Origin of the sequence: Methylobacterium sp. WL103 (genome assembly GCF_008039885.1) — a bacterium.
Lineage (GTDB): Bacteria > Pseudomonadota > Alphaproteobacteria > Rhizobiales > Beijerinckiaceae > Methylobacterium > Methylobacterium cerastii.
Genome location: NZ_VRUX01000076.1, coordinates 1 through 12,319 on the forward strand (window position 1 = coordinate 1; position 12,319 = coordinate 12,319).

A 12,319-nucleotide genomic window follows, 5' to 3' on the forward strand; every position below is an offset into this window, starting at 1 on the left:
GGCCCGGGCCGAGGCGGCGTTGGGCGAGCGCGGCGGGCGGCTGTTCCTGTGCACCCAGAACGTCGACGACCTGCACGAGCGGGCGGGCTCGCGCACCGTCGTGCACATGCACGGCGAACTCCTGAAGGGCCGCTGCACGGCCTGCGGCGGCACGTTCGCCTGCCCCGGCGACCTCCACGTCGCCGACGCCTGCCCGCTCTGCGGCGCCGTCGGCACGTCGCGGCCCGACGTGGTCTGGTTCGGCGAGATGCCCCACCACCTCGACGCGATCCAGGCGGCGCTCTCGACCGCCGACCTGTTCGTCGCGATCGGCACCTCGGGCGCCGTCTACCCGGCGGCCGGCTATGTGCGGCACGCGCGAGCGCAGGGCATCCCGACCTGCGAGCTCAACGCCGAGCCGTCCGACAACACGGACGCGTTCGACGAGGCCCGCTACGGCCCGGCGAGCGAGACGGTGCCGGCCTACTTCGCCGCCCTCGTCTCGTGATCCGATGCATCGGGCCAGAAAACTAGGCAGAATAACGCCGGGCGATTCAGCAGCGCACTGAAAAACCACGCGAATTGCTTTCGGAAACTCAAGTCCAGCTTGCGCGCAATCGGACTTTCTTCGGCGAATCACGCTGGATCGCGCTGTCAAGACATGGACGCTCACGACGCTGTGGGTACAATGGACAAGCTTGGTGCGGTCGCCGCGGCGCGCACCGGCGTTCGATGAAGCCACACGGGAGCCAACAACCCATGCAGAACTTCACGGTCACGGCCCGCGAGCGCGACACGGTCCTGGCGGCCCTGCGCTACTACCAGTTCTACCGGATGCAGGGTCACCCGTTCGATCCCCGGCAGGACCATCTCATCGACGCGATCGCCGCCGAGACCGGCGACGCCCTCGACGTCGCCGAGATCGACGACCTCTGCGCCGGCCTCAACGGCAACGCGCACGCCCTCGGCGCCACCGCCGCCCGCATCACCTTCGACGCGATCGCCTGACGACGCCCCCGCGGGGCGAGGACGCGCTCTCCGCCCCCCGGCCATGCACCACGCTCGGTGCTCCCTGCGCGCTCGCAGGCTCTAACCTTCGTGCAGCGCCCCGCACCTTACGCACAGTCGCACACAGGCTGCGCGCCACCCGCCCTTCCTCCCGGATGAGGCATAGGACTCACACATCCCTGCTTGTGGCAGTTCGATGTGCGCGCATCCCCTCGCCCCGCCTGCGGGGAGAGGGCTTTGCCGACCTCGTCGTCGGCAAAGCGAGGCGGCAGCCGAAGGTGAGGGGGCTGCCACGGAGGAACCACATCCGTACGCGCCCCCTCACCGTCGCTTCGGCTTCGCCTCCGCTCCCCGGCTGCACGACTTGGTGCAGCCGGACCTCTCCCCGCGTGTGGGGAGCGGGGACCCGCGCCATACCCGCAACTTGAGCCGGATCCATCTGCGGCAGTCCCGTCGATCCACTGACCTTTGTCGGTGCAGCGTCCGACGTTCGTGAACGCGATACGCCTACGGAGCCGACTTGAGCTGGCCCTCGGCGCGCGTCACCGCGGCGTCGCAGGCCTTGGCGTCGCCCTTGGCGTCGGCGGTGCGGGCCTCGTCGAGGGCGACCTTGGCCTGCTGGGCGGCGTCGGCGCCCTTGCCGGCCTCGGCCGACTTCTCCGGGGGGGCCTGCGGCGACTGGCCGGGGGCGGTCCCCTCCGTGCCGGTCACGCCCTCGCCGCCGCGCTTGGCGGCGGCACCCTGGCCGCTGGTCGAAGCCGAGATCGCGGCCGTCGCCTCCGCCTTCACCCGCTTGTCGAGGCCGTCGATCCGCTCGGAACAGGGCGAGGCCGAGGCGGATGCGATCAGGGCGGGCGCCGCGAGCAGGGCGGCGAGGTACGCGAGACGCGTCATCGAATGGAATCTCCGGTGTCTTCGAGCCGAACGGGGGAGCCGAACGGCTTGCCGACGGAAACGCGGCATCCGCCGGCAAGGCTCCCCTGAAAGGCGGCCCTTACGACAGATGACGCCTTGAAAACGCGCTTCGCAGGCGACGCGCCGTCGCAAGAACGCCGAAGGGCCCGCTCTTCCGGTTGAAGAGGGGCCCCTCGGTCGTCCAATCCGTCACCGCGCCGTCGGGCGGCGCGGGTCCGCCGGCTCAGGCGCTGAGCTGGTCGCGGATCGGTAGCTGGCGCACGCGGCGCCCGGTGGCGGCGAACACCGCGTTGGCGATGGCCGGCGCCACCGGTGGAACGCCGGGCTCCCCGACGCCGCCGAGCGGGCCGTCCCAGGTGCCCGAGTTGACGAGGTGCACGCGGATCACCTTCGGGGCGGCGTCGATCCGAATGATCTCGTAGCCGTCGAAGTTGTTCTGTTGCGCCCGGCCGTTCTTGAAGGTGATCTCGGAGGTGAGCGCGAGGCCCATCCCCATCACCACGGCGCCTTCCATCTGCGAGCGGATGCGCTCCGGGTTGACCTGAGGCCCGCAATCGATCGCGATGTCGACGGCCACCACCTTCACACCGCCCTTCGGGTCGACCTCGACCTCGGCCGCGACCGCGGTGTGGGTGACGAAGCTGTAGTGACCCGCGAGCCCGAGGCCCCGGCCCTTCTCCAGCTTGCGGCCCCAGCCGGCACCGCCGGCGGCGGTCTCGATCACCCGGCGCAGGCGCCCGGTGTCGATCGGGTAGAGCTTGGGGTCCTCGCCGTGATTCCACACGTCGCCGATCGTCGTCGGATCGATCTTGCGCGCCGGCCCGATCAGATCGAGCAGGTAGTCCTTCGCGTCGCGTCCCGCAGCGTGCGCCAGCTCCGCCACGAACGACTGGATCGCGAAGGCGTGCGGGATGTTCGAGACTGAGCGGAACCAGCCGATCCGGACGTGGGCGGCCGCCTCCGGGTTCTCCAGCCGGATGTTCGGCACCGCGAACGGCGTGTTGACCAGGCCCATCCCAAGTTCGAACGGCAGCTCGTGCTTCGGGTCGGGCGCGAAGATCGAGCCGATCGTCGGCGCCGCCGAGCGGTGGAGCCAGGCCACCGGCATGCCCTTGTCGTCGAGGCCCGCCTCGAGGTGCTCGGCCGAGATGGTGTGGTAGTAGCCGTGGTGGATGTCGTCCTCGCGGGTCCAGGTGAGCTTCACCGGCGCGCCTCCGACCTCGCGCGAGCAGAGCGCCGCCTCGACCACGTAGTCGGGCTTGGACTTGCGGCCGAAGCCGCCGCCCAGCAGCGTCACGTTCACCCGCACCTTGTCGGCGGGCAGGCCGAGCGCCTTGACCAGCCGGTCGTGGGCGGCCTGCGGACCCTGCGTGCAGGCCCAGGCCTCGCACGCGCCGTCCTTCACCTGCACCACGGCGGCCGGCGGCTCCATCGGAGCCTGGACGAGGTGGGGCACGAAGTAGTCGGCCGTGAGCTTCGTCTTGGCCTTGGCCATCGCCCCGTCGACGTCGCCCTGGTTGCGCACGACCTTGCCGGGTGCGCGCGACGCCTTCTCGAGCTCGGTGCGGAACGCGTCGGTGTCGTAGCCGGCGTTCGGGCCGTCGTCCCAGACGATCTTCAGGGCCTCGCGGCCCTTCATCGCCGCCCAGGTGTTCTTGGCCACCACGGCGACGCCGCCGAGCGGCATGAACTCGGACGGGATCGCCCCGCCGTCGATCTTGAACACCTTCACGACACCGGGGACCTTCTTGGTCTCGGTGTCGTCGTACGAGACGACCTTGCCGCCGTAGACGGCCGGGCGCGCGACCAGGGCGTACAGCATGCCCTCGCGCTTCGTGTCGAGGCCGTAGACGGCCTTGCCGGTGGTGATGTCGCGGTTGTCGATGATGCCGATCTGGCCCTTGCCGATGTAGCGGAAGGCCTTGGGGTCCTTCAGCACCACGCTCTCGCGGGCCGGCACCGGCAGCTCCGCCGCGGCGGCCGCGACCTCGCCGTAGCCGAGCGTACGCTTCGACTTGGCGTGCGCCAGCACGTGGTTCTCGGCCGTGACCTCGGAGGCCGGCACGTTCCACTGCTTGGCGGCCGCCTGGATCAGCATGAGCCGGGCCGCGGCGCCCGCATGGCGGAAATGCTGGAAGAAGTGGCGCAGGCTCCGCGAGCCGTCGGTGTCCTGGTTGCCGAAGCGCTCCTCGTCGCCCCAGGCCTGGACCACGCCGACCTTCGACCAGTCGGCCTCGAGCTCGTCGGCGACCACGAAGGCCACCGAGGTGCGCACGCCTTGGCCCATGTCGGAGCGGTGGTTGGTCACGGTCACACGGCCGTCGGCGGCGATCGCCACGAAGATCTTCGGGTCGTCGCGCCAGCCGTGCGGCATGCCGTCGGCGCCGAACTTCGGCGGCTCGTCCTTGGCGGCCTCGGCCTTGGCCGTGCCGCGCAGGTTCACCGCGAGCACGAAGGCGCCCAGGCCACCGAGGATGGTGCGGCGGCTGACGTTGGCGATCAGCGGCGTCCGGGTCGGCGTCTCGGCCGCAAGCTCGGCCATCATCTTGGCGTCGTGGATCACAGGCGCTCTCCCTTGGTGGCGGGCGCCTGGCCGGCGGCCTGGTGGATCGCGGCGCGGATGCGCGGGTAGGTGCCGCAGCGGCAGATGTTGCCGCTCATCTGCTCGTCGATCTGCGCGTCGGTGGGCTTGGGCGTGTCCTTCAGCAGCGAGGCCGCCTGCATGATCTGGCCGCACTGGCAGTAGCCGCACTGCGCCACGTTGAGGTCGCGCCAGGCCACCTGCACCGGATGGTTGCCGTCGGGCGAGAGCCCTTCGATGGTGGTCACCGCCTGGTCGGCCGCGGCCGAGATCGGGGTGGTGCAGGACCGGGTGGCGGTGCCGCCGAGGTGGATCGTGCAGGCGCCGCACAGCGACTGGCCGCAGCCGAACTTTGTGCCGACCAGCCCGAGCTCGTCGCGCAGGTACCAGAGCAGCGGCATGTCGGGATCGCCGTCGAAGCTGCGTGGCGCTCCGTTCACCGTCAGTTTGATCATTCGCAAAGGTCCTGTCTGAACGCGGATCGCGTCGGGAGGGCTCGACGGCTCGGGTGGGATGCAAGGCCCGCCGAACCGCGACGCCCCCCGGGTCCGCACGTCGTTCTCAGAATGAATTCAATTTACGGCATGCCCGCTCCGCGGTGCAACGCGGGCAAACGACCGCACGCGACGCGAGCCCGGCGCCGGGGGCATGCCGTGTGCGGTGGCGCACGCGATGGGAATCGGGCTTTGAGATCGTCTGGAAGATTGTCGCCATGCGGCTCTTGGACTAAATGACTATCTGAATAGTCATGAAGGTGGGTGGAGGTTTCTATGGCGACGGTCAGCCTTGCCGAAGCGAAGGCGCATCTCAGCGCCCTCGTCGATAGGGTCATCGCAGGTGAAGCCGTCACCATCACCCGCCGCGGACGAGAAGTCGTGCGGCTGAGCGCCGTGTCGGAACCGAAGCGGAAGGTCGATCTCGACGCCCTGAGAGCGGTCACGGCACAGATGCCGTTCCAAGACGAAGGTGCAGCAGACTTCATTCGGGCGATGCGCGACGACGAGCGCTATTGATGCCCTATCTCGATACGTCCGTCCTGGTTGCAGCGCTGACTACCGAAGCGAACACGGGACGGATGCAAGAATGGCTCGCCGCCCAGAGGGCCGACGACCTTGCCATCAGTGCTTGGGTCGCAACGGAATTCTCGGCAGCGCTTTCGATCAAGGTCCGAACAGGCGCAATCGATGGAGTGCGGCGATCCGTGGCGCTTGCCGCTTTCGCACAGCTTTCGTCCGCCTCGTTCCGAATGTTGCCTGTGACCGGAGCGACGTTTCGATCCGCAGCGCGATTCGCCGATCAGGCGCGGCTGGGCCTACGAGCGGGCGATGCCTTGCACCTCGCGATCGTCATGGACGAAGGCCTGGTTCTCGCCACGCTCGACAAGCGCCTGGCGGAAGCCGGCGCGGCTCTGGGCGTGCCGACCGACCTTCTCTGACGGCAGCCTCGCTCTGACGGCAGCCTCGCTCTGACGGCAGCCTCGCTCCGACCGGCAAGCCTCGCTCTGACCGGCAAGCGTCGGATGGCACCAAGCCTCAGACCGTGACCTGCGTCCCGACCTCCACGACCCGGCCCGTCGGGATCTGGAAGAAGTCCGTCGCGTCGTTGGCGTTCTTGGCCAGGGTGATGAAGATCCGGTCCTGCCACAGCGGCATCCCGGAATGGGCGGCGGGGCGGATCGAGCGGCGCGACAGGAAGAACGACGTCGCCATGATGTCGAACTTGAAGCCCTGCTTGCGCAACAGCACGAGGGTCTTGGGGATGTTCGGCGTCTCCATGTAGCCGAACTTCATCACGACCTTGAAGAAGCCCGGCCCGATCGGCTCGAGCCGCACCCGGTCCGGCCCGTTGGCGCGGGGGGTGTCGACGGTCTCGACCGTGAGGATGACGTTCTTCTCGTGCAGCACCTTGTTGTGCTTGAGGTTGTGCAGCAGCGCCGCCGGCGCGATCTCGGGGTCGCTGGTGAGGAACACCGCGGTGCCGCGCACGTGGTGCGGCGGGCTCTTCTCCAGCATGCCGACGAGTTCGAGGATCGGCACGTCGGTCTTGCGGGTCTTGTTGAACAGGATCGTGACGCCCCGCACCCAGGTCCACATCAGCACGATCAGCCCTGCGGCCAGCAGCAGCGGCACGTAGCCGCCTTCCAGCACCTTGAGCAGGTTCGAGAGCAGGAACAGGAACTCGATGACGATGAACGGCAGCATCAGGGCGGCGGCTGCCACCGGCGACCAGCGCCACAGCCGCCAGACCACGAGGAAGGTCATGCTCGCGGTGAGCAGCATCGTACCGGTGACCGCGATGCCGTAGGCGGAGGCCAGGGCCGAGGACGAGCGGAACACCACCGCCAGCACCACGACGCCGACCATCAGCAGCACGTTGATCTGCGGCAGGAAGATCTGCCCCGAATGCGACTCGGAGGTGTGGCGGATCTCAAGCCGCGGCAGCAGCCCGAGCTGGATCGCCTGCCGGGACAGCGAGAACGCCCCGGTGATCACCGCTTGGCTCGCGGTGACGGTGGCCAGCGTCGCGAGGATCACCATCGGCAGCAGCGCCCATTCGGGAAACAGCTGGAAGAAGGGGTCCGTGGTGTCGGGCTTCTCCAGCACCAGGGCCGCCTGGCCGAGATAGTTCAGCGCCAGCGACGGGAAGACCAGGCCGATCCAGGCGATCTGGATCGGACGCCGTCCGAAATGCCCGAGGTCGGCGAACAGCGCCTCCGCGCCGGTGACGGCCAGGAACACCGCGCCCAGCGCCACGAGCGCGCCGGTGCCGTGGCCGAGCAGGTAGTGCACGGCGTACCACGGGTTCAGCGCCTTGAAGACCGCGAGGTTTCCGACGATGTGCGGCACGGCCGCCAACGCCAGGGCCGCGAACCACACCACCATCACCGGGCCGAAGAAGGCGGCGACCTTGCTGGTGCCGCGACTCTGCACGAGGAACAGCGCCAGGATGATCGCCACGGTGATCGGCAGCACCGAGCCCTCGAAGGCCGGCGTGACGAGCTTCAAACCCTCCACCGCCGAGAGCACCGAGATCGCCGGGGTGATCACCGCGTCGCCGTAGAACAGGGCCGCGCCGAGCAGGCCGAGGGCGAACACGATCCGCGATCCGCCGAGCGCCTTCCGCGCCAGCGCCATCAGCGAGAGGATGCCGCCCTCGCCGTTGTTGTCCATGCGCAGCAGGATCGCGACGTACTTCACCGTCACGATCAGGAACAGCGCCCACAGGATCAGCGAGGCGGTGCCGAGCACCTCCTCGGGCAGCAGGATGTTGTCGTAGCGGGCCGGCACCAGCGCCTCGCGGAAGGCGTAGAGCGGGCTGGTGCCGATGTCGCCGTAGACCACGCCGACCGAGCCGACCGCCAGCGTCCACAGCCCCGGGGCGGCATGGCCCTGGCTCTGCCCCTCGACGGGATCGAGGGTGCCGGCCGGCAGGCTCGCGGCCCCAGTCGCGGCCGCCGCGGGTTTGTCCGGCACGGCGCCGGGCTGAGCGGCAGGACCGCTCGGTGTGGCAGGGTGTGTCATCGGGTGCGTTCGAGGCTCAGGCCTGCGCGGCGTTTCGCGGTGTGGCGCATCGAAGGTCCCACCGGAGGATGCGACCGCGTGCGTGAAATGAACCCGCGCGGTCGCGGGGCCCGCCGCTCACGGGGCCTTCGAGGCCCTGCTATCACGCCGGCGCCCGAGCGGGAACAGGGCGGTTCCCAAGCCGCTCTTCCTTCCCCCCTCTGCGGGGGAGGGTGGCCCGCGCAGCGGGTCTGGAGAGGGGAGCGTGTTGTCCGGAAAGGTCACTCCCCTCTCCCGACCCTCGCTGACGCGAGGTCTACCCTCCCCCGCAGAGGGGGGAGGGAAGAGCGCGCGCGTTACGCTTTACAATCGGGTCGTCCTACTCCGCGGCGTTGCGCGCGCCCTGGCCGAAGCGGCGCTCGATGTAGTCGATCACCACCGTCTCGAAGTCCTTGGCCAGCGTCGCGCCGCGGAGCGTCATCGCCTTCTTGCCGTCGATGAAGACAGGCGCAGTCGGGGTCTCGCCGGTGCCCGGCAGCGAGATGCCGATGTCGGCGTGCTTCGATTCGCCGGGTCCGTTGACGATGCAGCCCATCACCGCGACGTTCAGGCCCTCGACGCCCGGATAGGTCTTCTTCCACTCCGGCATCGAGGTGACGATCCAGTTCTGGATGTCGCGGGCGAGTTCCTGGAACGTGGTCGAGGTGGTGCGGCCGCAGCCGGGGCAGGCCGCGACCATCGGCACGAAGGTGCGGAAGCCCATGGTCTGCAGCAATTCCTGGCTGGCCTTCACCTCGACGGTGCGGTCGCCGCCGGGCTCGGGCGTCAGCGAGTAACGGATCGTGTCGCCGATGCCTTCCTGCAGCAGCACGCCGATGGCGGCCGACGCCGCGACCAAGCCCTTCGAGCCCATGCCGGCCTCGGTGAGGCCGAGGTGGATCGCGTAGTCCGAGCGGCGGGCGACCTCGCGGTAGACCGCAATCAGGTCCTGCACCGCCGAGACCTTGGCGGAGAGGATGATGCGGTCCTTCGGCAGGCCCAGCTCCACCGCGCGCTCCGCCGAGGAGAGCGCCGACTGAACCATCGCCTCGCGCATCACGGCGCGGGCGTCGATCGGCCGGGGAAGCCTCGCGTTCTCGTCCATCAGGTGGGTGAGCAGCGCTTCGTCGAGCGAGCCCCAATTCGCGCCGATGCGCACGGTCTTCCCGTAGCGGATCGCCTGCTCGATGATCGTCGAGAACTGGACGTCCTTCTTCTCCTTGAAGCCGACGTTGCCCGGGTTGATCCGGTACTTCGCCAGCGCCTCGGCGCAGGCCGGATGGTCGGAGAGGAGCTTGTGGCCGATGTAGTGGAAGTCGCCTACCAGCGGCACGTGGCAGCCGATGCGGTCGAGGCGCTCGCGCACCTTCGGCACGGCGGCCGCGGCCTCGTCGCGGTCGACGGTGATGCGGACCAGCTCCGAGCCGGCCCGCGCCAGCTGGGCGACCTGCGCCACCGTGGCGTCGATGTCGGCGGTGTCGGTGTTGGTCATCGACTGGACGACGACCGGAGCCCCGCCGCCGACGATCACCGCGCCTTCGCCCTCGCCGACGCGCACGCCGACGGTGCGGTGCCGCGGAGCCGGCCCGGCGATCTCCGGTCCGGTCAGGCCCGCGACCTGCGCGGCGAGCGGGTTCTGGTCGAGGCTGGCGGCTTGCATGGCTTCCATCGTGGACCTTCGTTCAAGGCCTTGGTGTTTCGCGGGGCGCGATCGGCCGGCGGCTGCGCGCAGCATGCGATCGCGTTACGCCCTCGATCGTTTAGCTGCGATTGACGCACGACCGCGTCAATCCCGCGGCCCTGCATGTCTGCACCGCGCGTGTCATGTCGCATCCGCCCGGCGATGTCGAGTTCGCGCACGCCACAGCTCAGGCCGATCGTTCTCCGCGTGCCCCGGAAAGGCGTTGCCCGCCAACGGGATCGCGCGCTCCGCCGCCGGATTCCGAGCGTGCCCCTGCGATGCCGACACCGCCGATCGCCCCGCCTCTGGCAGGGCCGATTCGCGGAACCGTCGGGCGTTCGCCGCGCTTGCGCCGCCGCCACGTCCGTAGGAAAATGCTGCGGTGCGTGCGTTGATATTGCAGTGCAACAACCCATGTCGAGGCGATGATGACGTTGACCTCAAAGTCCTCCACCGATCGTCCCGAGCCGGACAACCCGGCCACCGCCGTGCCCGAGCCGGTCTCTGACGGCATCGCCGACAGCCCTTCCGCGCACCCGTCGCACCACGTGCTCGCAGGGCCGCGGGCCGAGAAGAACGTGGCGCTCGCGCTTCAGGGCGGCGGCGCGCACGGCGCCTTCACCTGGGGCGTCCTCGACGCGCTGATCGAGGACGGGCGCCTCGGCTTCGAGGCGGTGACGGGGGCGAGCGCCGGCGCAATGAACGCCGTGGTGATGATCGACGGCTGGCTCGCGGGCGGTCCCGAGGGCGCCCGCGCCGGGCTGGAGCGGTTCTGGCGCGAGGTCAGCCTCGACGGAGACTTCTCCCCCGGCCAGCGCAGCCTGTTCCACGGGATGTTCGGTGCCTTGAAGGGCAACCCGGTGATCGAGTTCTGGTCGAAGGTGCTGACGCCGAGCCCCTATGTCTCGAACCCGCTCAACATCAACCCGCTGCGCAAGGCGCTGGCCGCCCAGGTCGACTTCGAGCGCCTGCGCGAATCAAACACCGCCGGCGTCTTCGTCTCGGCCACCAACGTCTGGACCGGCAAGCTCGCGGTGTTCGAGCGCGAGCGCCTCACCGTCGATCACCTGATGGCCTCGGCTTGCCTGCCGACGGTGTTCCAGGCGGTGGAGATCGACGGCGTGCCCTACTGGGACGGCGGCTACCTCGGCAACCCGCCGCTCTACCCGCTGCATCGCGGCGCGGTGACCCGCGACATCGTCCTGGTGCAGATCAACCCGGTGGAGCGCCGCGAGACCCCGCGGACCGAGAAGGAGATCCAGGACCGGCTGAACGAGATCACCTTCAACGCCAACCTGATGCGCGAGCTGCGCGCGATCGACTTCGTCGACGGGCTGATCGAGGAGGGCGTGCTCGGCCAGGGCCAGTACCAGCGGGTGCTGGTCCACCGCATCGACGGCACCGACGCGCTGGAGGACTACAACGCCGCCTCGAAGCTCGACGCCCGCTGGCGCGTGTTCCAGCGCCTGCGCGACAAGGGCCGCGGCGCCGCGCAGGCCTGGCTCGCCGAGCATTACGAGAAGATCGGCCGCGACTGCTCCCTCGACCTGCAGAAGGCGTATCAGTAGGCGCCCCGCGCGGGATCGTCCCAAACGGGATTCTCGCTGCGCGGGTGGATTAAAGCCGCGCGCGGGTCCGTTTACGCTCCATGATCGCCGACAAGACCAAGCGTCCCGACATCGTCGACCTGCTGGTGCCGCTGCGGCGCTACGCGCGCTCGCTCACCCGCGACACCCTGCGGGCCGACGACCTCGTGCACGACACGCTGGTCCGCGCGCTGGAGGCGGAAGGCAGCCTCCGGCCGAACACCAACCTGCGCACCTGGATGATGACGGTGCTGCACAACGTCTTCATCGACGACCAGCGCCGCAAGCGCGTCGAGACCCGCCACGCCGACGTGCTGGTGCAGATGCACGAGGAGGTGGCGCCGCCGGCCCAGGAGGGCCAAGTCCGCCTCGCCCAGATCCGCCGCGCCTTCCTGACGCTCCCCGAGGAGCAGCGCGCCGCCCTGCACCTCGTCACCCTCGAAGGCATGGCCTACGCCGACGCGGCGGCGGTTCTCGGCATCCCGATCGGCACGCTGATGTCGCGTCTCGGGCGCGGCCGGGCGGCGTTGCGCGCCTTCGAGGAGGGCGAGGGCGGCGCGCGGGAGGGCACGGCGCGGAAAGCTCCCGGAAATGCTGCCGAGGAGTCGCGTGCGCGCGGGCCGGAGCGGCCGGGTCTGCGCCTCGTCGCCCGCGACGGCCGCTCTGAGGGGCCGGGCGACGCCCCCTACTTCCGTCGCGCCGTCGGGGACTTCTGACCCCGCGGAACGGGACGACGCCGGACGCGGTAGGCACCCCGGCGCGACGAGACGAACGGGCGGCAGGGCGGCGCCCCGCGTCGAGGACGACGAACGAGACGACAGGACGAGCGCGATGACCGACCCGATTGCAGACACCGACCTCATCGCCTTCGTCGACGGGCAGCTCGACGTGATGCGCCGCCTCGACGTGGAGGCGTACCTCGCCGGCCACCCCGACGTCGCCGCCCGGGTGATGGCCGAGATGCACGACCGCGACGCGCTGCGCGAATCCTTCGCCCCCTCGCCGGGCCCGGGGCCCGACCGGCTGCGCC

At 69.9% G+C, this 12,319-nt stretch carries 11 protein-coding genes and 1 pseudogene; 7 read left to right on the forward strand and 5 right to left on the reverse strand.

Annotation, left to right across the window (positions count from 1 at the left end; genetic code table 11):
* Together FV222_RS07515 and FV222_RS07520 are read left to right on the forward strand one after the other, a co-directional pair.
* Positions 1–487: Sir2 family NAD-dependent protein deacetylase (locus FV222_RS07515; RefSeq protein WP_147813705.1), on the forward strand; the 487-nt coding region annotated here is incomplete at its 5' end.
* Between the two features lie 251 nt (positions 488–738).
* Positions 739–987, forward strand: coding sequence for a hypothetical protein (locus FV222_RS07520; protein ID WP_147752198.1), 249 nt, complete (start codon positions 739–741; stop codon positions 985–987).
* A 507-nt stretch (positions 988–1,494) separates the two neighbouring features.
* Here FV222_RS07520 and FV222_RS07530 read toward each other — a convergent pair.
* The 3 genes from FV222_RS07530 to FV222_RS07540 form a co-directional block, all read right to left on the reverse strand.
* Positions 1,495–1,881, reverse strand: a complete 387-nt coding sequence (locus FV222_RS07530) for a hypothetical protein (RefSeq protein ID WP_147752200.1) — start codon at positions 1,879–1,881, stop codon at positions 1,495–1,497.
* 244 nt (positions 1,882–2,125) lie between these two features.
* Positions 2,126–4,465 carry a xanthine dehydrogenase family protein molybdopterin-binding subunit gene (locus tag FV222_RS07535; protein WP_147761799.1) on the reverse strand — a complete coding sequence of 780 codons (2,340 nt, stop codon included), beginning with the start codon at positions 4,463–4,465 and terminating at the stop codon, positions 2,126–2,128.
* Positions 4,462–4,938 carry a (2Fe-2S)-binding protein gene (locus FV222_RS07540; RefSeq protein WP_147752202.1) on the reverse strand — a complete coding sequence of 159 codons (477 nt, stop codon included), beginning with the start codon at positions 4,936–4,938 and terminating at the stop codon, positions 4,462–4,464. Before FV222_RS07540 ends, FV222_RS07535 begins: the two co-directional genes overlap by 4 nt.
* A 315-nt stretch (positions 4,939–5,253) precedes the next feature.
* Here FV222_RS07540 and FV222_RS07545 point away from each other — a divergent pair, with 315 nt between their 5' ends.
* Together FV222_RS07545 and FV222_RS07550 are read left to right on the forward strand one after the other, a co-directional pair.
* A complete protein-coding gene (locus FV222_RS07545) occupies positions 5,254–5,496 on the forward strand; it encodes a type II toxin-antitoxin system prevent-host-death family antitoxin (protein ID WP_147752203.1) in 243 nt (80 codons plus the stop codon).
* Positions 5,496–5,918, forward strand: a complete 423-nt coding sequence (locus tag FV222_RS07550; RefSeq protein WP_147813707.1) for a type II toxin-antitoxin system VapC family toxin — start codon at positions 5,496–5,498, stop codon at positions 5,916–5,918. The genes FV222_RS07545 and FV222_RS07550 overlap by 1 nt, the downstream gene beginning before the upstream one ends.
* Positions 5,919–6,015: 97 nt before the next feature.
* On the opposite strand, the gene FV222_RS07555 is transcribed toward FV222_RS07550, so the two are convergent.
* Together FV222_RS07555 and ispG are read right to left on the reverse strand one after the other, a co-directional pair.
* Positions 6,016–8,004: a potassium transporter Kup gene (locus tag FV222_RS07555; protein ID WP_147761797.1), complete on the reverse strand. Its 1,989-nt coding sequence runs from the start codon at positions 8,002–8,004 to the stop codon at positions 6,016–6,018.
* 358 nt (positions 8,005–8,362) lie between these two features.
* Positions 8,363–9,682: a flavodoxin-dependent (E)-4-hydroxy-3-methylbut-2-enyl-diphosphate synthase gene (gene ispG / locus FV222_RS07560; protein ID WP_147752206.1), complete on the reverse strand. Its 1,320-nt coding sequence runs from the start codon at positions 9,680–9,682 to the stop codon at positions 8,363–8,365.
* A 449-nt stretch (positions 9,683–10,131) separates the two neighbouring features.
* Here ispG and FV222_RS07565 point away from each other — a divergent pair, with 449 nt between their 5' ends.
* From FV222_RS07565 to FV222_RS07575, 3 genes and pseudogenes are all read left to right on the forward strand, one after another.
* On the forward strand, positions 10,132–11,271 hold the full coding sequence (locus FV222_RS07565; RefSeq protein ID WP_147761796.1) for a patatin-like phospholipase family protein: 1,140 nt from the start codon (positions 10,132–10,134) through the stop codon (positions 11,269–11,271).
* Positions 11,272–11,351: 80 nt separating this feature from the next.
* Positions 11,352–12,005: a sigma-70 family RNA polymerase sigma factor gene (locus tag FV222_RS07570; protein ID WP_147761795.1), complete on the forward strand. Its 654-nt coding sequence runs from the start codon at positions 11,352–11,354 to the stop codon at positions 12,003–12,005.
* Between the two features lie 115 nt (positions 12,006–12,120).
* Positions 12,121–12,319: pseudogene (locus tag FV222_RS07575) on the forward strand (anti-sigma factor); the annotation flags it as partial.

Excerpts from the sequence above, each read along its gene's own strand:
- FV222_RS07520 (WP_147752198.1), top strand. The coding sequence starts at position 739 with ATGCAGAACTTCACGGTCACGGCCCGCGAGCGCGACACGGTCCTGGCG.
- FV222_RS07530 (WP_147752200.1), bottom strand. The coding sequence starts at position 1,881 with ATGACGCGTCTCGCGTACCTCGCCGCCCTGCTCGCGGCGCCCGCCCTG.
- FV222_RS07540 (WP_147752202.1), bottom strand. The coding sequence starts at position 4,938 with ATGATCAAACTGACGGTGAACGGAGCGCCACGCAGCTTCGACGGCGAT.
- FV222_RS07545 (WP_147752203.1), top strand. The coding sequence starts at position 5,254 with ATGGCGACGGTCAGCCTTGCCGAAGCGAAGGCGCATCTCAGCGCCCTC.
- FV222_RS07550 (WP_147813707.1), top strand. The coding sequence starts at position 5,496 with ATGCCCTATCTCGATACGTCCGTCCTGGTTGCAGCGCTGACTACCGAA.
- FV222_RS07555 (WP_147761797.1), bottom strand. The coding sequence starts at position 8,004 with ATGACACACCCTGCCACACCGAGCGGTCCTGCCGCTCAGCCCGGCGCC.
- ispG (WP_147752206.1), bottom strand. The coding sequence starts at position 9,682 with ATGCAAGCCGCCAGCCTCGACCAGAACCCGCTCGCCGCGCAGGTCGCG.
- FV222_RS07565 (WP_147761796.1), top strand. The coding sequence starts at position 10,132 with ATGACGTTGACCTCAAAGTCCTCCACCGATCGTCCCGAGCCGGACAAC.
- FV222_RS07570 (WP_147761795.1), top strand. The coding sequence starts at position 11,352 with ATGATCGCCGACAAGACCAAGCGTCCCGACATCGTCGACCTGCTGGTG.